Origin of the sequence: Kamptonema sp. PCC 6506, assembly GCF_000180455.1 — a bacterium.
Lineage (GTDB): Bacteria > Cyanobacteriota > Cyanobacteriia > Cyanobacteriales > Microcoleaceae > Kamptonema > Kamptonema formosum.
In genome coordinates this window covers 1-18,132 of the sequence record NZ_CACA01000349.1, presented here as the reverse complement: position 1 = coordinate 18,132, position 18,132 = coordinate 1, and the positions used below count along the sequence as shown (strand labels likewise).

Annotated in this window: 20 protein-coding genes and 1 riboswitch; of the genes, 2 read left to right on the top strand and 18 right to left on the bottom strand. The window is 42.4% G+C overall.

Annotated features, from left to right (window positions below; all coding sequences use genetic code 11):
* The first annotated feature begins 34 nt into the window (after window positions 1-34).
* Complete coding sequence (locus tag OSCI_RS24315; RefSeq protein WP_007357846.1) at window positions 35-361, top strand: (2Fe-2S) ferredoxin domain-containing protein; 327 nt, start codon at window positions 35-37, stop codon at window positions 359-361.
* Here the strand turns inward: OSCI_RS24315 and puuE are convergent.
* From puuE to hpxO, 9 genes are all read right to left on the bottom strand, one after another.
* The gene (gene puuE, locus OSCI_RS24310; RefSeq protein ID WP_007357845.1) at window positions 358-1,266 is read right to left on the bottom strand and encodes an allantoinase PuuE; all 909 of its coding nucleotides are present in this window, start codon (window positions 1,264-1,266) and stop codon (window positions 358-360) included. The genes OSCI_RS24315 and puuE overlap by 4 nt on opposite strands.
* Window positions 1,267-1,467: 201 nt before the next feature.
* Window positions 1,468-1,866, bottom strand: coding sequence for a gamma-glutamylcyclotransferase family protein (locus OSCI_RS24305; protein ID WP_007357844.1), 399 nt, complete (start codon window positions 1,864-1,866; stop codon window positions 1,468-1,470).
* A gap of 39 nt (window positions 1,867-1,905) precedes the next feature.
* On the bottom strand, window positions 1,906-2,619 hold the full coding sequence (locus OSCI_RS24300) for a GntR family transcriptional regulator (RefSeq protein WP_007357843.1): 714 nt from the start codon (window positions 2,617-2,619) through the stop codon (window positions 1,906-1,908).
* Between the two features lie 156 nt (window positions 2,620-2,775).
* Window positions 2,776-3,276 carry a 2-oxo-4-hydroxy-4-carboxy-5-ureidoimidazoline decarboxylase gene (gene uraD, locus OSCI_RS24295; RefSeq protein ID WP_007357842.1) on the bottom strand — a complete coding sequence of 167 codons (501 nt, stop codon included), beginning with the start codon at window positions 3,274-3,276 and terminating at the stop codon, window positions 2,776-2,778.
* A gap of 27 nt (window positions 3,277-3,303) precedes the next feature.
* Window positions 3,304-3,903, bottom strand: coding sequence for a hypothetical protein (locus OSCI_RS24290; RefSeq protein WP_007357841.1), 600 nt, complete (start codon window positions 3,901-3,903; stop codon window positions 3,304-3,306).
* Between the two features lie 144 nt (window positions 3,904-4,047).
* The gene (locus OSCI_RS24285; RefSeq protein ID WP_007357839.1) at window positions 4,048-5,406 is read right to left on the bottom strand and encodes an 8-oxoguanine deaminase; all 1,359 of its coding nucleotides are present in this window, start codon (window positions 5,404-5,406) and stop codon (window positions 4,048-4,050) included.
* Window positions 5,407-5,585: 179 nt separating this feature from the next.
* Window positions 5,586-6,599, bottom strand: coding sequence for an aromatic ring-hydroxylating oxygenase subunit alpha (locus tag OSCI_RS24280; protein ID WP_007357838.1), 1,014 nt, complete (start codon window positions 6,597-6,599; stop codon window positions 5,586-5,588).
* Between the two features lie 34 nt (window positions 6,600-6,633).
* Window positions 6,634-6,996, bottom strand: a complete 363-nt coding sequence (gene uraH / locus OSCI_RS24275; RefSeq protein ID WP_007357837.1) for a hydroxyisourate hydrolase — start codon at window positions 6,994-6,996, stop codon at window positions 6,634-6,636.
* Window positions 6,997-7,194: 198 nt separating this feature from the next.
* A complete protein-coding gene (gene hpxO, locus OSCI_RS24270) occupies window positions 7,195-8,355 on the bottom strand; it encodes an FAD-dependent urate hydroxylase HpxO (RefSeq protein WP_007357836.1) in 1,161 nt (386 codons plus the stop codon).
* Window positions 8,356-8,427: 72 nt separating this feature from the next.
* Window positions 8,428-8,511, top strand: a riboswitch (Glutamine riboswitch).
* Between the two features lie 33 nt (window positions 8,512-8,544).
* On the opposite strand from hpxO, the gene OSCI_RS24265 reads away from it, so the two are divergent.
* Window positions 8,545-8,826 (top strand): hypothetical protein, encoded by a 282-nt coding sequence (locus OSCI_RS24265; protein ID WP_007357835.1) that lies wholly within the window; start codon window positions 8,545-8,547, stop codon window positions 8,824-8,826.
* Window positions 8,827-8,939: 113 nt separating this feature from the next.
* On the opposite strand, the gene OSCI_RS24260 is transcribed toward OSCI_RS24265, so the two are convergent.
* From OSCI_RS24260 to OSCI_RS24220, 9 genes are all read right to left on the bottom strand, one after another.
* Window positions 8,940-9,728, bottom strand: a complete 789-nt coding sequence (locus OSCI_RS24260; protein ID WP_007357834.1) for an amino acid ABC transporter ATP-binding protein — start codon at window positions 9,726-9,728, stop codon at window positions 8,940-8,942.
* A gap of 78 nt (window positions 9,729-9,806) precedes the next feature.
* On the bottom strand, window positions 9,807-10,664 hold the full coding sequence (locus OSCI_RS24255) for a transporter substrate-binding domain-containing protein (RefSeq protein ID WP_007357833.1): 858 nt from the start codon (window positions 10,662-10,664) through the stop codon (window positions 9,807-9,809).
* Window positions 10,665-10,793: 129 nt separating this feature from the next.
* A complete protein-coding gene (locus OSCI_RS24250) occupies window positions 10,794-11,447 on the bottom strand; it encodes an amino acid ABC transporter permease (protein ID WP_007357832.1) in 654 nt (217 codons plus the stop codon).
* Window positions 11,448-11,477: 30 nt separating this feature from the next.
* Window positions 11,478-12,152, bottom strand: coding sequence for an amino acid ABC transporter permease (locus OSCI_RS24245; RefSeq protein ID WP_007357831.1), 675 nt, complete (start codon window positions 12,150-12,152; stop codon window positions 11,478-11,480).
* Window positions 12,153-12,323: 171 nt separating this feature from the next.
* A complete protein-coding gene (locus OSCI_RS24240) occupies window positions 12,324-13,139 on the bottom strand; it encodes an ABC transporter permease (RefSeq protein ID WP_007357830.1) in 816 nt (271 codons plus the stop codon).
* Window positions 13,140-13,175: 36 nt separating this feature from the next.
* Window positions 13,176-14,081 (bottom strand): ABC transporter permease, encoded by a 906-nt coding sequence (locus OSCI_RS24235; protein ID WP_007357829.1) that lies wholly within the window; start codon window positions 14,079-14,081, stop codon window positions 13,176-13,178.
* 133 nt (window positions 14,082-14,214) lie between these two features.
* A complete protein-coding gene (locus OSCI_RS24230; RefSeq protein ID WP_007357828.1) occupies window positions 14,215-15,537 on the bottom strand; it encodes an ABC transporter substrate-binding protein in 1,323 nt (440 codons plus the stop codon).
* 39 nt (window positions 15,538-15,576) lie between these two features.
* Window positions 15,577-16,773, bottom strand: coding sequence for an ABC transporter ATP-binding protein (locus OSCI_RS24225; RefSeq protein ID WP_234708819.1), 1,197 nt, complete (start codon window positions 16,771-16,773; stop codon window positions 15,577-15,579).
* Window positions 16,774-17,022: 249 nt separating this feature from the next.
* Complete coding sequence (locus tag OSCI_RS24220; protein WP_007357826.1) at window positions 17,023-17,760, bottom strand: aspartate/glutamate racemase family protein; 738 nt, start codon at window positions 17,758-17,760, stop codon at window positions 17,023-17,025.
* Window positions 17,761-18,132 lie beyond the last annotated feature (372 nt).

Genomic DNA, 18,132 nt, shown 5'->3' with positions numbered 1-18,132 from the left:
ATATATTAAAGAATAACTTGAGAAATCCTGACCCATGCCAGAAATAGAGGGCGATCGCACTAACTCCGATCCCCAACCTCCCTGCATATTAGTTTGCCAGTACCAATCTTGCCTCAGAAACGGTGCAGCAGAAGTGCTGGAGGCTTTTGAGGCCGCCGCAGTTCCAGGCATCACAGTGCAAGCTAGCGGTTGCCAAGGACAATGTAGCATCGGCCCTACAGTGCGAATCACCCCTGAAGAGATTTGGTATTGCAGAGTTAAACCCACTGACGTACAGCTAATAGTTGAACAGCATCTTCAAGGCGGGAAACCTGTAGATGCGTTGCTTAATCCGAGAATTCACGTCCGTTTTTATTATTAACTCGGTTGATGATATTTATGCCAATGCCTAGCAATATCAATTCTACGGCATAACCACACTCGTTCGTGCTGCTGCACATAATCCAAAAATCTCGCCAAAGCAGCGGCCCTTCCCGGCCTTCCCACCAGGCGACAATGCAATCCCACACTCATCATTTTTGGTGCTGTTTCTCCCTCAGAATAGAGTACATCAAAGGCATCTCGAAGATAGGCAAAAAACTGATCGCCCGAATTAAATCCTTGATTAGTTGCAAACCGCATATCATTATTATCTAGCGTATAAGGAATGACTAAATGAGGTTTGCCGTAATCGCGAACCCAATAGGGTAAATCGTCAGCATAGCTATCAGAATCGTACAGAAATCCGCCTGCTTCTACAACTAATTTACGAGTATGAGGACTGGTACGCCCAGTATACCAACCAAGGGGACGATTACCAGTAACTTTTGCATGAAGTGCGATCGCCTTCTGTAAATGTTCCCGTTCTGCTTCCTCCCCAAAATATTTATAATCAATCCACCGATAGCCGTGACTAGCAATTTCCCAATCAGTTTCTAACATCGCCGCCACTGCTTCCGGGTTGCGTTCCAAGGCCATCGCTACCCCATAAACTGTAACAGGAATTCCCCTTTGTGTAAATATTCTGTGCAGTCGCCAAAAACCTGTCCGACTGCCGTATTCATAGCAGGATTCCATGTTAAGATGCCGCACTCCCATTAAGGGGATAGCACCTACAATTTCTGATAAAAATGTCTCGGAAGACTGATCGCCATGCAGGATACAAGTTTCTCCACCCTCTTCATAATTAATCACAAACTGCACTGCAATTCGGGCTCGATTTGGCCATTGAGGATCGGGTGAAAAACGGCCGTACCCAGTCATATCTCGTGGATAATTTGCTGACATTGTAATAACTTATCTTATTATTTTAAGTGGTTTTGAAGTGAATTAAAAAAGACTCCTACCCAGCATTAGCGTCAACTTAAGTAAGACTTATTCACACTTTACGTAACGCCGCCCTCTGGGCCGTATCCTCACCGCCCGGAGGGCGGCGTTACAAACAGTAGAATTTTAGCGGCTAAAGCCACTACTACAAATTATTTTGTTTCAAGCACTCGCTTTATAAGCAGCCCAACCTCCCAAGTCCGAAATATCCGGCCAGTTATATTTCTGCACTAATTCTTGGGGATAGAGGAAAGCTGTCAATACTTCTCCATCAACAAGTACCACATCAGCCGGATACATATTCGGCGGTTCCGTTGATGCTAAATTGTCAAACTCTTCTAGGGTGATTTCGTACACTTCACCAGGGATAGAAATACCCCCAATTTCTACTTCATAAATTGCGGGATGCCAACCGTCGCCAGCAGCATGAAGGCGATATTTGGGTTGAGTTTTTGCTTCTTTAATAAATTTAGCCGTTTGCAGATTTTTGTGGTCTGGCTGTCCGCGTAAAGCCGAGCCACAGATAAAGATCCGTTTGGTATTTAAGTTGTCTGAGGTCATAATTTCATTGCTCCTTATTATCAAATTATCAAAAATTTATCAGACAGATTCAGCAAAATCAGATTTCTGTTGTAGTTGCTGAATTTCTCGGATTACTCGTGCTTTACTAGCAATTAAATGTTCTCTAATTGCCGTCATTGCTACTTCTTGATTGCGTTCTACTACTGCTAGATAGATCCGGCGGTGTTCGCTCCGAATTTCCAGCACGCCTGGATTTTGCTGCATGGTGCGAATTCGCAACAGTGCCATTTTATCAAATAGTTGATCCAGAAAAGATACTAACCAGGGATTGCCGGAACTTTCCGCTAGCAACCGATGAAAATTATAGTCCATGTGGAGGAGTTGATAATTCGTTAATGGTTGCAATTGTTGATCTTTTACATTCTCTGCTTGCTGCACTACAAAGTCAAGTTTTTCTAACTGTTCTGGTGTAGCATTTTGACAGGCTTCTGCTACTGATAATTGCTCTAGGGCAATGCGACAATCGTAAAGATAGACTGCATCAGCGATGGAAAGTGCAGCAACACGCAATCCCGCACTGGTATCGGTTACTAAGTTCTCTCTTTGAAGTTGTCGCAAAGCTTCTCGAATTGGAGTTCGGCTAACTTGTAGCGTTTGGGCCAATTGAGTTTCTATTAAACGCTCTCCACTAGCTAATTCGCCGGACAGAATTGCAGTCCGAAGAGTTTTATAAGTTTGCTCGTGGAGAGACTGAGAGCGATGAATTGAACCCGACGAAAGAGTTAAAGTCATTATTCCTATTTTTTGCTACCTCTATTGCTGTATACAGGATACATCTTATCATATCACGAGGAGAATAGATAGCCTAACGCCGCCCTCTGGGCGGTATCTTTACCGCCCAGAGGGCGGCGTTACGTAAGTAATTAAAAGTATCCAATCAAGGATTAGCTATTGATGGAGAAGGTCAAATAAACGAAACTGGGCAATTTGGTTGATTTGTGCGATCGCCTCTTGCATTTCCACATCCGCTGAATTTTGCAAACGACGCTCAAACGCTTCGAGGATAGTCGTTTTGCGATGGTTCCTGACTGCAACAATAAAGGGAAAACCGAATCGATCCTTGTATGCTTGGTTGAATGCTTGAAAGCGATCGTATTCTTCTGGAGTCAGCCGATCCAACTCAACACCAGCCTGTTCTTTTACAGAAGCTTCCGCCATTTTAGCTTTACTTCCGAGATCGGGATGAGCTTGAATTAACGCTAGTTGTTCCTCCCGACTCATGGCATTTACCACAGCAATCATCTGCTGATACAGATGGGTAACATGAGTAAAGGGGCGTTGATACCAAGTTTGGTGCGCGATCGCAGGCGTATGTTCAAACACCGCACCTAACGCTGTAACAAACTCGTCTTGGCTCATCTGATTTAACTCAGCAATTGTATAAAACATATCCTACTAATTATTCAAAATAAAGTGTCACCCTTCCCTCACCATCCACACCAAAAAACCCAAAATTTGCTCAATCGGTAGCAGCGGGTAATCAACCAGATCGACAGTAACGACTGCTTTTTCAAGCTTGAGAAATCGCCACTGAGTCCCACTACTGATGCAGCCATAAACGGTGGGAATTGAGTTTTCTGCTACTTCATTAAAGCGCTGCGCTGCGAGCATTTCTGCAACACACTGCCCTAATCCCTCATTCAAATCAGCTTTTTTGGCTTCAACAACCACAATTACAGGCGCTTCAATAATCAATTGCTCTGACGAGCGACCGATCAAAAAATCCACATAACCAGTCAAGTCAAGAATTGGATCTACACTGAATTCTCGACCGGAAAATAAGCTAATTTTACGGTCAAAAATACGGCGCACTTCTTGAAGAACTGGATAAATAATCGCTTCCGATCTAGCTTTCTCAGAACCAACCGCAATTGTCCAAGTTAAGTCTTCTAGCTCGCTGACTAGCCTGGAACTGGGAGTGATTGGTTTAATAGATGGGAAAAACTGCTCTCCTTCTACAATAGTTAACTTAAAGTCTTTCTTGACTTTTGTAAGTGTAAATTGGCTGTAAGGCATTCAAAACTCCTAACATATCGTGTAGTCTCTTAACTAAGACAGGACTTACACATTGTAACGGTATAACAATGGTTTGGAATTGCTTCGGAAGCCTCGCAATGACAGACAACAGTAGTAAGTGCATAAGTCCTGTGAGAAATAATATCAAGCTACCAATTGATGAGCAATGCGATTAGTTTTCTCCACCAAAGTTTCTAATTCAACCGTAGTTAGCCGTCCGCGATCGACCACTTTTTTACCATTAATAAAACTATAATCCACAGAATTTACCTGACAGAAAATCAACGCCGCTACCAAATCGTGATGAGCTCCAGCAAACTGCGGACGATCGATATTAATAGCAATAAAATCAGCAGACATCCCAGGCGCAAGATAGCCAATATCATCTCTACCTAAAACCTTAGCACCGCCAATTGTTGCTACTTCTAATATCTCACGAGCAGTCATAATCGAAGCATCGCAACTACCAACGCGAGCTAGGAGAAAAGCCGTGCGTGCTTCCTGTAATAAATTACCAGCATCATTAGAAGCAGAACCATCCACGCCTAACCCCACCGGCACTTTATTATCTAGCATTTTACGGAGCGGAGCAATCCCACTAGCAAGACGCATATTACTACAAGGACAATGAGCAACACCAGTCCCTGTTTTACCAAATTTCAAAATAGATTCATCGCTTAATTGTACGCAATGAGCGTGCCAAACATCCTCACCTAACCAACCAACTGACTCTGCATAATCGCCAGGAATCATGCCGAAATTTTCCAAACTATAAGTAACATCAGCCTTATTTTCTGCTAAATGCGTATGTAGCCTCACTCCCTGATAAGAACGTGCCATTGCTGCGGACTCCCGCATCAAGTCTTGGGAAACAGAAAAAGGCGAACAAGGTGCAAGAGTAATCCGTAGCATAGCATGACGAGAATTATCATGATATTGCTCAATTAACCGCTGAGAATCTTTGAGAATATCTGGTTCTTTTTCTACTAAAGCATCGGGTGGTAATCCGCCTAAACTCTCACCCACACTCATACTGCCTCGGCTGGCATGAAACCGCATTCCAATCTCTTGAATCCCGCGAATTTCATCATCCAAAGTGGAATCATTCGGATAGATATAGAGGTGATCGCTAGCAGTTGTACAGCCAGACAAAATTAATTCTGCGGCTGCCATTTGAGCGCTGATATAAATCGCCTCTGCTGTCAGATTTGCCCAAATGGGGTAAAGATTTGTCAGCCAGTTAAATAAGTCGCAATTTTGCGATTTTGGGATGACCCGCGTTAGAGTTTGACAGAAGTGGTGATGAGTATTCACTAAACCGGGAAGTACGATATATCTTCCTTGTAAATCTAAAACTTCATCGGCTGTTTGCGATAGTTCTTGAGAGGTTCCTACTTGCTCAATTACGTTGTCTCGAATAAAGATAGCACCACTGCGAATTTCTCTTCGCGTCGCATCCATTGTGATAAGAGTATGGATATTTTTGACGAGTAAAGTTGTCATTTGAGGTTGGTAGGTTGAATGAAATAACAGGACTAAAGCTCCTGTAACACTTAAATCAGCTTGTCAGGTGCGTCAGACTTTCATTATAGTATACAATAGAGGTTTTAGCCTCTGACGCACCCTACTAATAGTGACTAAAGTCAGTTAACAGTTAACAGTTAACAGTTAACAGTTAACAGTTAACAGTTAACAGTTTGTTCGCGTTCACCCTGCGCTTTTAAAAAAGCTGCTACTTTCTTGCGGATGATAATACCTGGCTTATCGGTGAGCATATGTTGCTCTTTATTTAGTTCCAATGGTATATCATAGTCTGTGCTTTCCAGAATGCGTTTATCTTCTAAAGTTACAGCGCGATCGAAGGCAATAATATCGCTGCTTTTAGTGTCGGCTTCTGTATCATTCCGCAGACAAAATTGTACCATTTGAGAACTCGAATCATTAATCGGAGTCATCGTATTAACGATAATATGAACCAGTCCGTTAGGGTAGGCAATTTTCAATTTAACTGTAAACGGCATGAACCAAACTCCGTCTATAGTTCGGACTGTTTTTTCTTCCTCCATTTTGAGATTGTCCTGCTGTTCTTTGGGATTAGTTACTCCCAAAGTGCTGCGATAGTGCAGTTCCCATTCTTTCTCTTGGAACTCCATAGAATCTGGAGTAAGATGATCTTCACTGCCAAAGGTTGTTGTATGGACAAAGGTAGGATGAGCCATATCTAATTCGTTTTCCATGACTCGCAAACCTGCACAATTCCAGGTTTCGTAAAATTCGTGAATTTGGCGATAGTCTGGATCGAAAGCTTCAGTAATATTCGGAATATCTATCAAGGGTTCTCCTAGACATACCCAAGCATAGCCATAGCGCTCAACACAGGGATAAGCTTTGACTTTGTAGCTTGAAGAAATAGTCCCTTCACTGATTTGTGGAACGTGGACGCACTCTCCGCAGGGGTTGAAAGTCCAGCCATGATAAGCACAGCAAATATTGCCATTAACGACTTTTCCTAGAGACAGTTTGGCAGTGCGATGACAGCATTTATCTTCTACGGCGGCGGGTTTTCCTTCTGCTGTTAACCAGAGAACTATTGGCTGACTTAATAATTCAAAGGGTACGGGTCGATCGGATAACTCTGTCATGGGAATGACAGGATACCAAAAACGTTTGAAGGCTGGTTGTTTTGTGACTAACATAGTGACTCCTAATTAGTGATAATAACAAACTTTTTCAGCTACCTCGATAGGTGCTATAAGACCAAGGGGAGACGAGCAAAGGGACGTGATAATGTATTGTAGTATCGGCGATACCAAACTGAATTGGCACGCGATCTAAAAAGGGTGGTTGGGTGGCGATCGCACTTTCTTTAGCAAAATAATCTCCGACTGCAAATACAAGTTCGTAAACGCCAATTTTTAGTTCATCTTCTGCTAGCAAAGGAGCATCTGTACGCCCATCAATATTGGTAGATATTGTTTTCAACAGTATCTTTTCTCCTGATTGGATATTGATAGTCCAGAGTTCTACAATCATATTAGCTGCTGGACATCCTTGAGCTGTATTTAATACATGAGTTGTCAGTTTACCTGTCATAAATTATAGCCGAAGGAAGAAGGAAGAAGGAAGAAGGAAGAAGGAAGAAGGAAGAAGGAAGAGGGAAGAAGGAAGAAGGAAGAAAGAAAATACAATTAATTAGACCTCTTGCAAAAGCTCATCAACCTCATTAGTCCGCGTAGGCGGACTTTGTTTTTGTAGCCGCGATTTCAATCGCCAGATATTTTTGCTGTCATGTCAATGCAGAGGCCCTGCCATAATCACTTTAGAAATAGCACCAGTCACCTCTAAAGGGCTTTCATGTGCTAGCTGTTGATACCATTTTTCGGTAATTTCTGGTTCTTTTCCATGAATCATTTCTGCACGCTTACGAGCTTTCATAACTACTGCATTTGCGCGTTCTTTTCGTTCTGCTTCGTAGCGTTTGAGAGCATATTCAACTCCTAAATTTGTTGTTAGTAAATATTGAGTTAAAACCAATCCATCTTCCATTGCTTGACAACCACCTTGCCCTAAATCTGGACAAGTTGCGTGTACGGAATCTCCTAATAACGCCACTCTACCGCGAACAAATCGATCGAGCGGGCCCACATCATTGATTTCTGGGCGACTGGTTTTCATGGGATCGATCCGTTTAATTAGGGTTTGTACTGGTTGCGCCCAACCTTTAAAATATTCGGCTAATTCAGCTCGATAATTCTGCGGTTCAGACGGTGTACCTTTTGGTAGGGGTACATCGAAGAAGAAGTATAGTCTATTGCCAGCTACAGGCATCAGCGAAGCTCGTTTATATTCGCCAACATAGACAACCCAAGTATTTTTAGGGGCTAAATCTTCACTCGTTTCTACTAATCCATTCCAGTTGATATAACCGCCATATTGAGGATGAATTTCCTCTCCCAATACATACTTTCTTAAGGTTGAGTGAATCCCATCTGCTGCAATTACCAAATCCCCCGTTGCGCGATGTCCATTTTCAAAAATTGCAGTCACGCTATTTTCACTTTCCTCAACTCCAATGCACTTGGAATTTAGCTTAACTTCTCCTTCGTAAGCTTCTAACAACATTTTTTGCAAATCTGCGCGGGCAACAGGATAGGGGCGCTGTCCAACTTCTTCTATTAATGGTTGCAAATCAATATCATTTAGCAGTTCACCCGTCAAACTGCGATACTGCATCTTATTCATAATTCCGCCAATTGCGGCCATTTTTTCACCCAAACCCAGCCGATTAAGAACTTTTACGCCGTTTGACCATAGGGAAATTCCGGCCCCGGCGGGGCGCAGTTCCTTGACTCTATCGTAAATTTCGACCTCGTAGCCAGCTTGTCGCAAAGCTATACCTGCGGTCAAGCCGCCGATGCCGGCACCGATGATGATAATTTTCAGGCTGTGCATATTCTTCCTCGCTAGATGGAAAAAAGTTGACAAACTTTAGAAAAAGTGTCCTATAATACAGATATAAATCTAATCGTTCATCTCTGTGTGGACTCAGGTTGTTGACCGAGGGGCAATAGAGACGGAAGTAGGGAATGTAGCCCGAAGGAACGCGCCTCGACCAAATATAGCAATTGAGAGGCAAGTCCTATGCAATTTATACATCGCAACATCACAAATAAAAGTCAGTGGCAAACTTACAAAGAATTAGAGTTAATTCCTGACTCAGTATCCTATTCTGAAGCTAGCAAAGTCACCTTTGCCTTCGGACTAGATCGAGTTTGGCGGCTACTAATTATTGCTCTCACTCAAGAACTGGTAGAGGAGCAACAAGTTGAGTATTTAGAACGGTGTTTGGCAGTGAATAATTTTGATGTGGATAGTCATAAAGGTGCTAAGACTTTGCAGAAACTTTGGACGCTGATGAATTAATTTCTTTAATTATCTTTTGGGAGCAGATTCATAACAGTATCAGCGATTACTATTATTAGTAGATATGCTCCAAATAACGTGCTACTCCTTTTGGGATTAATAGAAAATCTAGTCTAATGCAAAATCTGTGCTAGAAATTGCTTAGTTCTTTCGTGCTTGGGATTGTTAAAAAAGTCTTGGGGGGTGGCTTCTTCGACAATCAAACCTTCGGCCATAAACACGATGCGATCGGCAACTTCACGAGCAAAACCTACTTCGTGGGTTACGCAAACCATTGTGATGCCGGTGCTAGCGAGCGATCGCATCACATCCAGTACCTCCCGCACCATCTCCGGGTCAAGTGCAGACGTTGGTTCATCGAATAACATGATCTTCGGTTGCATGGCTAAAGCACGCGCGATCGCCACCCGTTGCTGCTGTCCCCCAGAAAGTTGACCGGGGAATTTATGCGCTTGACTCAAAATTCCCACTCGCTCTAATAATTCTGAGGCAATTTCTCTCGCTTTTGCTTTGTTCCAACCGCGTACCTCAACTGGTGCAAGTTGCACATTTTCTAACACCGTTAGGTGAGGAAATAAATTGAATTGTTGAAAAACCATTCCCACTTCGCGGCGAATTGCTTCAATATTTTTCAAGTTGTGAGTTAGCTTGATGCCATCAATTTCAATGCTCCCTTTTTGATAATCTTCTAAAGCATTAAACGTGCGGATAAAGGTAGATTTACCCGAACCTGACGGCCCCATAATTACAACGACTTCCCCTTGATTTACGGTGAGGCTAACGCCGCGTAAAACATGAAAATTATTGCTGTACCACTTCTCGACATCCTTAGCAGTAATCATCGCTTCTGCTTTGTTCAATGTCGGCTCGATGGAAGTTGAGAGGGGTTGAGATTGTGTCATTTTTTTATTCCTAATTTAGTAGCGATTCTTGTTGATTTGTTCTCAGTCTGTGCCTACAAATTCTCCCTAGCTTAGTCCTTAAAAAGTAGGTAGTTGCAGTGGCTCACCAAACCATTTCTTAGATAGTTCGCTCAAATCGCCTGAGAGTCGCTTATTGGTGACAAATACGTTCACCCATTGCAGCAAATCTAAATCGCCTCGACGCACGCCGATGTAGCAAGGTGAATTTTTCATCACGAACTTGTTTTCAATCTTTTTATCGGGATTATCTTTGCTGATTTTGTTGGCGATCGTATTACCTGTTGCCATCAGTTCAATTTGTCCAGCTAAGAGCGCTGAAGCGGTGGTGCTATTGTCTTCAAAGCGCTTAATTTGTATGTCTTTGGGAGCGCGTTTAGCTAATTCAATGTCTTCTAAAGATCCTTGCGTAACTCCTACAGTCTTACCTGATAAATCGGTATAAGATGAGGCGTTAATACCGGGAAAACCGTAAATACCAGAATAGAAAGGAGCGTAAGCAATAGAAAAGTAAATCGATTTAGCTCGCTCAGGAGTTGCACCTAAACTAGAAATTACCAAATCTACGCGATCGCTTTGCAAGTAAGGAATTCGGTTGGTACTGGTGACGGGAACTAATTCTAATTTCACTTCTAAGGATTCTGCAAGCATCTTTGCAACATCAATATCGTAGCCTTGAGGCTGCATATCTGTACCCACAGATCCAAAAGGTGGAGAATCTTGAGGAACGGCAATTCTCACTTTACCAGCACTGATAATTTTATCGAGTGTGGAAGTTCCTGGTGCCGTACTTTGACTGGGTGCTGCGGCTACTGCTTGACTGCTTGTAACGTCGCCAGCAACAGGTTTAGATGTGATAGAACTGCCGCTAGAACAAGAGGCGATGCTGAAGATTACAACCAAACTAACTGCTAACATTGTTAGTGGTTTTGTTAATAATCTTGGCAATGAAAATCGGATATTTAGGCGCTTGAAAAGTCTGTAAAACATGATTTTCTCCTGATGATTTGTGTAGAAAAATTAAGAAATCAAGTGTGCATAAATCCCTTAGTATTTGTAAGCAAACTTCTGTTCTAAGTGCTTGCTCCAAAGGGATAGCGGAAAACACAAACAGAAATAAATTACAGCCGCTATTGTAAACACTAAGAAGGGTTTGAAAGTGACATTACTAATAGCCGTAGCCGAGCGAGTTAATTCTACAAAGCCGATAACAGATGCTAAAGATGTGCCTTTAATTACCTGCACGGCAAAGCCTACAGTGGGGGGAATTGACATCTTAATTGCTTGCGGCAAAATGATGCGTTGAAGCTGTTTAAAGTAATTCAATCCCAAGGCTGTAGAGGCTTCCCATTGTCCTTTCGGAATGGCTGCAACTGAACCTCGCCATATCTCAGCTAAAAAAGCACTTGTGTAAGTTGTCAGTGCGATCGCGGCCGCTATCCAAGGAGATAAATTGAGGTTAAAAATCACAGACAATCCGAAGAATGTCAGGAACAGTTGCATCAGCAGCGGGGTTCCTTGAAAAAACTCAACATAAATTAAGCTGAGATACTTGATAATTTTGTTAGGTGAAATTCGCATTAGCATGACTAGAAATCCTACAATTCCGCCGCCGATAAAAGCAATTGCTGAAAGGGCAATTGTCCATCTAGTTGCTAGCAGTAAATTGCTCAAGATATTCGACAGGGTAAACTCTTGCATAATCGAAACTTAGTAAAAGATAGTAACCAGTTAGCGAGTGTATTGCATGAAGGCGAAAAACTTTTTCTGGATCAGAAAGGCAATAGCTTTAATTGCCCAGATTATCCCCACATAGATTAGAGTAATCGTCAAGTAAATTTCAAAGCTCCGGAAGGTACGGGATTGCAAATAATTACCTACAAAGGTCAATTCTTCCGCTGAAATTTGAGAGACAACACTGGTGAATAAAATTGCAATCACAATTTGGCTAACCAAAGATGGATAAACATTACCTAAAGCTGGGATGAGGATAATGTGTCTGAAAATCTGTAGTTTTTTGAATCCTAGCGCTAATCCCGCTTCAATTTGTCCCTTACGGATGCTTTCAATTCCAGCACGAATGATCTCAGTAGAATAGGCTCCAAAATTAATCGCTAGTGCTAGTACCGCTGCTTGCCAAGAAGTTAATTTAATTCCTAAACTTGGCAAGCCAAAGAAGAAAAAGAACAGTTGAATCAGAAAAGGCGTATTGCGAAGAAATTCCACATAAGCTACAGCAATGCCATTAAATACAGCATTTCCAGAAGTTCTTCCCATTGCGCCAATTGTTCCTAGCACTAACCCGCCAGCAATGGACACAATAGCGAGTTGAAATGTTAAAAAAACACCTTGGATTAAAAAGCCTGCATTATTCCAAACCACTGAAAATTCAGGTCTATAGCTCATGGTTTTCTACGTAATAGAGTTTGAACTGACACTAAATCCGGCTTAAATACCTCTTGATCTTTGAGTCCGCGCAGGCGGACTTCGTTTGTGTAGTAGCGGTTTCAACCGCCCAATTCGGTTCGCCCCAATTTGTTTCGCCCAATTTGTTTCGCCCAATTTGGTGATGATTTCCTACTGTGACTGACGACGAGACAAGAACTGAATGCCAGCAAAAGCTAATGCAATTAATCCAAAGGAAAAAAGCGTTGTCATCGTTCCTAAAGCGTAAATTGCAGGAGTTGTCACGTTCGTTGTCATCCCAAAAATTTCTAGCGGTAGGGTATTCTTTTCCCCGGAAATTAACGAAGTGCGCGTAAATTCATCGTAGGAGAGGGTAAACCCAAACAAACCTACTCCAATCAAACTAGATGCAATTAACGGCAGCAAAACTTCTGAAAATGTCTGGATTTCGCTGGCTCCCATATCTCGTGCTGCTTCTTCATAGCTAGGATTAAAGCGATTGAATACTCCCACCATAATTAAGAAAGCAAAAGGTAATGTCCAGGTCAGATGTCCCGCCAGCGCTGATGAATACCAAGTGGTATCTAAGCCAACGATATTAAAGACAATACCAATGCCTAAAGAGATGAGAATACTGGGAACAATCAGACTAGAAATTGTTAAGTAAAAAATCCAATTTGAACCCATGAATTTTTGCCGAAATGCCATGCCAGCTAATAGGCTAAAAATGACAGTAATTACCATCACCAGCAAACCTAAAGTAAAAGAACGACCAAAGGCACTGACAAAATCTCCTACACGCTGAGTGCCAAATACTGCTGACATCCAGTGAAAGCTGAAACCTCGCATGGGAAAGGTTAACTGTCCTTCTGGCCCTTGCAGAGAAAGTAGAAAGATAGCGGAAAATGGGCCGTATAAAAACAGAACAAATAATCCAAAAAAACCAGCTAATAGGTAATAAGAAAGAGGGCGTTTTGTCTTTTGCATTGTTTAACTCCATTTAGACAATTACAAAGGTTTATTTTAGAGTTCTTTGCGAATATCAACCGCTCGCAAAATGCCAAATACAATCAGTAATGTTACAGCGAGTAAAACGATCGCATTCGCAGCAGCCATCGGATATTGCAAACTACCAATGAGGGTTTTAATCAAATATCCAACAGAAGAAGTTTGTCCGCCACTCATTAGCCTGACAGTTGCAAATTCTCCCATAACTAATGTGACGACAAAAATTGAACCAATGGCAATTCCCGGCGATGATAAAGGAAAGATAATTTCCTTCTGAATTTGCCAAGCTGAGGCTCCTGCATCTTCTGCGGCCGCAATTAAAGAACGGTCAATTCGCATCATGCTATTAAAAGTTGGAGCTACCATATAGAGGGTATAAAGATGCACCATTGCTAGGAGTACGGCAAAGTCGGAAAACAAAAACATTTCTAGGGGTTGATCCGTTAAATGCAGACCCATTAGTAACCCATTCAAGATGCCTTCTCTTCCCAAAAAAGGAATCCAAGAAATCATCCGAATAATGTTAGATGTCAGAAAAGGAACTGTACAAACTAGGAACAAAATTGTTTGCCATTTCAAGCTTTTGATATGAAAAGCAAGAAAGTAGGCAACTGGATATGCAATCGCCAGAGTTAGCAACCAGACAATAGCTGCAAATTTGATGGTATTGACATAAGTTGATAGAAATACCTTCGAGGTAAAAATTGTCAGATAGTTGTTCAAAGTAAAAGTGGGAACCATTGTATAGCCATTAAACGTCCAAAAACTGACGATAAAAATGGCAATAATTGGCAACACTAAAAACAACAGAAAGACTAAAGTTTGAGGAGCAACTAGAAAATAAGGCTTGAACTTTTTCCAGTCAGTTACCTTGGTTTTAGCAGAATTGGTAGAGGTGGTTAATGGTTGGGTGATTGTCATGATTCAATCCGCAAGAGTAACAAAATACAGTAAATATTTCGCTCATTGAAAGAAACCGGGTTTCTAGAGATTTTTGGGTTTGGTGCTGAGAAATTTAGGAAGAAACCCGGTTTCTGGGTCTCATACTAAAACTTTAAGCAACTACAAATTCAATCCACTTTTGTAGGAGATATATCTGTTCCTTCATTACAGAATTCCAGCACACAACATTGCCCATTCTTTCTTTGAAAGAACCTCCATCTCGCACGGCTCCTTGAGACTCAATCTTTTTGCCAAAGGGGTCAATAATATCAGTAGCAGCAGGCTTTCCTTCATACCAAAAATCCCACTCTTCCGGCTTCATGTATTTCTTGGCATTTTCGGGAATTGCACTGTAATAACCCTGTCTTCCCAGAAAAGCACCTAGCCAACCTTCTAACATCCAATCGAGGTAAGCATAAGCAGCATCTAATTCCAGTCCTGAAAGATTTTTAGAGAGCCCAATTCCGCCTCCCCAGCCGCGATATCCTTCCTTTAAAGGGCCATAAACGCAGGGAACTCCTCTGGCTTTTACGGCTGTCACCGCAGGCGACCACATTGATTGCAGAACAACTTCTCCAGCCGACATCAAATTGACAGATTCATCAAAGCTTTTCCAGAAGGCTCGAAATTGTCTTTCTTTCTTTTGCTCGATCAAGATTTGCGTCACTTTATCGAGTTCTTCCCGCGTCATATTTCCTTTGTCGCCAAAGGTCATTAATCCCATTGCTTCAACGGCCATCGCTGCATCCATAATCCCAATAGAAGGGATATCTAGCAGTGCGGTTTTACCTTTATATTTGGTGTTGAATAAATCTGCCCAGGATTCAATTTTGCCACCAATTAAATCGGGGCGGTAGCCCAAAGTATCGGCATTGTATTGAAAAGGAATTAATGTTGCCCAATCAGTTGGCCCCTCAGCAAATTCTGTTGAATTTTGCCCTTTGACAAACATTACTTTCCGGGGTGCGCTACCTTGGGAGCTATTAACAGGAGCGCCTGGGTACAATTCTCCTGTGGTAAAGATAGGAACGAGTTTGTTAAATTCCTTGACTCGCTTAACATCAATTGGCTGCAAGCTTCCCGAAGGAAATACTAATGGTAAACCGAAGTATTCGCCGTCAAACATATCATATTGTTTGGGCTGAGTGATGGCGATTTGTACTGTTTCTTCGGTACTGAGGGCGCGGAGTTGAATTTTAAAACCTAAGTCTTTTTCGGCTTGCTCTTTGATGTCATTAATTTGCGCGGCTCCAGTGCCAATAAATCGCAGAGTAACATCTTTAAATTTATTGGTGAGCAGTGTCGGCCCTCTATTGGGAGTAGTTGAAAGGTTGGCAGTTTCAGAGACTTTATTCGCACCGCAATTTGTTGTGCTCAGAAATGTTCCTGCTGCCAGACCGACTTGAATAAATTTCCGTCGCGAAAGTCTAGCCATTGTTCTATTTTAGGTTTGAGATTTGGCTGGAAAGATAACTTAATGAGGCAGAAAAACGCAATCTTCTGCTGACCATCGCAGAGTAATCATTTGCCCTTCTTGTAAGGAATTATTCGCCCATTCATCGGTGGCAATTTTGTACAGGATTTCTTGACCTGTTTTTTCTGTCATTAAGGAAACGCGCGTTACATAACCTGTGAGTTCAACGGCAGTAATCCGAGCATCAATGTGATTAGCGTAGGGAGAAGGTTGGGGAGGAGGTGTTGATGAAAATGGTTCTAATTTTAGCAAGTCGGCTCGTACTGAACAAGCGGCTTGACTTCCTAATGGTGGTACTCCCTGACCTATGCAAAATATAGAACCCAATCCTTCGATATTGAGTTCCACCAATTCTTTGCCATTACTTTCTGGAACGCAGTGCAATACTTTACCTGTAAATAGGTTATTATCGCCCATAAATTTGGCAACGAATTGGGAAGCAGGAGTGCGGAACATATCCGCAGGACTGGCTACCTGTTCGATGTGACCTTGATTCATTACTACGATTTCATCGGAGAGGGAAAATGCTTCATCAACGCCGTGCGTTACTTGGATAAATGTCATGCCAAACTGTTTTTGAATCCGGCGTAGTTCGCTTCGCATTCGCAGGCGGAGGGTTTCATCTAAGGCGCTTAAAGGTTCATCGAGGAGGAGAACTTTGGGACGGGTTGCTAATGCTCTGGCTAGTGCGACTCGCTGTTGTTGTCCGCCGCTTAATTGAGCTGGTTTGCGTTCTCCAAGATGGCTTAATCCGATTAATTCGAGCATTTCTCCGACGCGATCGCGCCTTTCTGGTTGCGGTACATTCCGCATTTTTAAGCCGAATTCTACGTTTTCCCAGACGGTTTTGTGGGGAAAGAGGGCGTAATTTTGGAACATCATGGCAGTATCGCGTTTGGCGGGTGGCAGGTGGTTGACGCGCCGATCGCCTATTAATACTTCGCCACTGGTAGTATCTTCGTGTCCAGCTATCATCCGCAGGGTGGTGGTTTTGCCGCAACCGCTAGGGCCTAATAGACAGCAGTAGTAACCTGCGGGAATCTCTAAATTGAGGTTCTCGATCGCGACAAATGAGCCGTATTCTTTTCTGAGCGATCGCAAGCTTACTCCCTGAGCGCTGGAGGCTAATTCTTGCGCGATCGCGCTATTCCCATTGCTAATTTCGCTTTTTCTGGCTTGTTCGGTTCCGATATTCATGACACCCTCTCCGTCAAAAAGTAGGTTGTATTTGATGTCTGGCACCATTCTCATCAGGTGGGAGCGGGTTTATTTAACCTGTCTGTACTTTAATTAAACCTATTGGTAAACCGACCCCTACAGATTGTTGACAATGGTGGAAGAAATAACTTATATGCTGCATAACACTAGGCGATGAATTACTAGAAAAAAGTTATCAAAGATACCAATAGCCACTTTCTTTGTAAATTTTAAACATTCATCGTTTTTCTAAGATTTGGGAGCAAAATTCGAGAGCATTCCTGTATAAGATTTGGCGAGCGGATAGGCTAAATCACCTACTTTACTCGTACCCAAACCTAAACTAATCAGGACTTCTACAAACTTAACCGCAGCACTGACACCATCGATAACAGGTGCATCGATGTCTTGACTAATTTGGCGAACTAAATCAGTCATACCAGCACATCCCAAAATAATTGCCCCAGAACTATCTTCAATGAGAGCTTTTCGACACTCTTCTGTAATTATTTTTTGAGCTTGAGAGCCTGATTTTTCTAGTTCAAGGACTGATAATTCAGTACCGCGAATTCCTTGGCAAAAGCGAGTCATGCCGTAGTTTTCTACTAATTGTTTGGCAATGATCCGCGTGCGGTTCAAAGTTGTCACAATTGAAAATCCTGTGGCAATGAAACTAGCAGCGTGCATCGCCGCTTCTGCTATGCCTAAAACGGGGCCTCGTGCCAATTCGCGAGCCGCTAACAAACCTGGATCGCCAAAGCAAGCGATCGCATAACCATCAATACCCTCTGCTTCTCCTTTACGGATTTCATCTAAAATCCCTATCGCGCTGAGGGCTTCATCATAATGCCCCTCGATGGAAGCAGGCCCCATGACAGGATTGCAAGCAATAATTTCTGTGCTGGAGTTGGCTGCTGCTTGAGCTGCAATCCCGATTTTTCGGGTCATGCTAGCCGTCGTATTGGGATTTATGACTTTGATTTTCATGTCAATGGCGCGATCGCTCCTCCTGGATTTGCGGTGGGTGTATACTGCATACAATGTAAACTACAGGTCTGCTTAAAGGTTGTTTGTATCTAAAGTTACAAACAATCAAATTTCTGAAATTTAGTTATTTGTATCTAAAGTTACAGAAAATTAAATTTCTGAAAATTTTTTGTTATAACCTAGTTCTAGGGATGTTCTAGAGATGCGGGAGTTAAAACCCCCCTCTTATAGCCAAAGTCCTCATTTAGTGGACTGAAAAACTCATTAATCCTCTTTAGAGGACTTAAACTTTGAGGCAGGGGTTTTAACCCCTGACAGACTAAGGTTTTGACATTAACTCAACCCCAATAATCTTCTCCCTTCTTTCTTTTT

Excerpts from the sequence above, each read along its gene's own strand:
- OSCI_RS24315 (WP_007357846.1), top strand. The coding sequence starts at position 35 with ATGCCAGAAATAGAGGGCGATCGCACTAACTCCGATCCCCAACCTCCC.
- puuE (WP_007357845.1), bottom strand. The coding sequence starts at position 1,266 with ATGTCAGCAAATTATCCACGAGATATGACTGGGTACGGCCGTTTTTCA.
- OSCI_RS24305 (WP_007357844.1), bottom strand. The coding sequence starts at position 1,866 with ATGACCTCAGACAACTTAAATACCAAACGGATCTTTATCTGTGGCTCG.
- OSCI_RS24300 (WP_007357843.1), bottom strand. The coding sequence starts at position 2,619 with ATGACTTTAACTCTTTCGTCGGGTTCAATTCATCGCTCTCAGTCTCTC.
- uraD (WP_007357842.1), bottom strand. The coding sequence starts at position 3,276 with ATGTTTTATACAATTGCTGAGTTAAATCAGATGAGCCAAGACGAGTTT.
- OSCI_RS24290 (WP_007357841.1), bottom strand. The coding sequence starts at position 3,903 with ATGCCTTACAGCCAATTTACACTTACAAAAGTCAAGAAAGACTTTAAG.
- OSCI_RS24285 (WP_007357839.1), bottom strand. The coding sequence starts at position 5,406 with ATGACAACTTTACTCGTCAAAAATATCCATACTCTTATCACAATGGAT.
- OSCI_RS24280 (WP_007357838.1), bottom strand. The coding sequence starts at position 6,599 with ATGTTAGTCACAAAACAACCAGCCTTCAAACGTTTTTGGTATCCTGTC.
- uraH (WP_007357837.1), bottom strand. The coding sequence starts at position 6,996 with ATGACAGGTAAACTGACAACTCATGTATTAAATACAGCTCAAGGATGT.
- hpxO (WP_007357836.1), bottom strand. The coding sequence starts at position 8,355 with ATGCACAGCCTGAAAATTATCATCATCGGTGCCGGCATCGGCGGCTTG.
- OSCI_RS24265 (WP_007357835.1), top strand. The coding sequence starts at position 8,545 with ATGCAATTTATACATCGCAACATCACAAATAAAAGTCAGTGGCAAACT.
- OSCI_RS24260 (WP_007357834.1), bottom strand. The coding sequence starts at position 9,728 with ATGACACAATCTCAACCCCTCTCAACTTCCATCGAGCCGACATTGAAC.
- OSCI_RS24255 (WP_007357833.1), bottom strand. The coding sequence starts at position 10,664 with ATGTTAGCAGTTAGTTTGGTTGTAATCTTCAGCATCGCCTCTTGTTCT.
- OSCI_RS24250 (WP_007357832.1), bottom strand. The coding sequence starts at position 11,447 with ATGCAAGAGTTTACCCTGTCGAATATCTTGAGCAATTTACTGCTAGCA.
- OSCI_RS24245 (WP_007357831.1), bottom strand. The coding sequence starts at position 12,152 with ATGAGCTATAGACCTGAATTTTCAGTGGTTTGGAATAATGCAGGCTTT.
- OSCI_RS24240 (WP_007357830.1), bottom strand. The coding sequence starts at position 13,139 with ATGCAAAAGACAAAACGCCCTCTTTCTTATTACCTATTAGCTGGTTTT.
- OSCI_RS24235 (WP_007357829.1), bottom strand. The coding sequence starts at position 14,081 with ATGACAATCACCCAACCATTAACCACCTCTACCAATTCTGCTAAAACC.
- OSCI_RS24230 (WP_007357828.1), bottom strand. The coding sequence starts at position 15,537 with ATGGCTAGACTTTCGCGACGGAAATTTATTCAAGTCGGTCTGGCAGCA.
- OSCI_RS24225 (WP_234708819.1), bottom strand. The coding sequence starts at position 16,773 with ATGAATATCGGAACCGAACAAGCCAGAAAAAGCGAAATTAGCAATGGG.
- OSCI_RS24220 (WP_007357826.1), bottom strand. The coding sequence starts at position 17,760 with ATGAAAATCAAAGTCATAAATCCCAATACGACGGCTAGCATGACCCGA.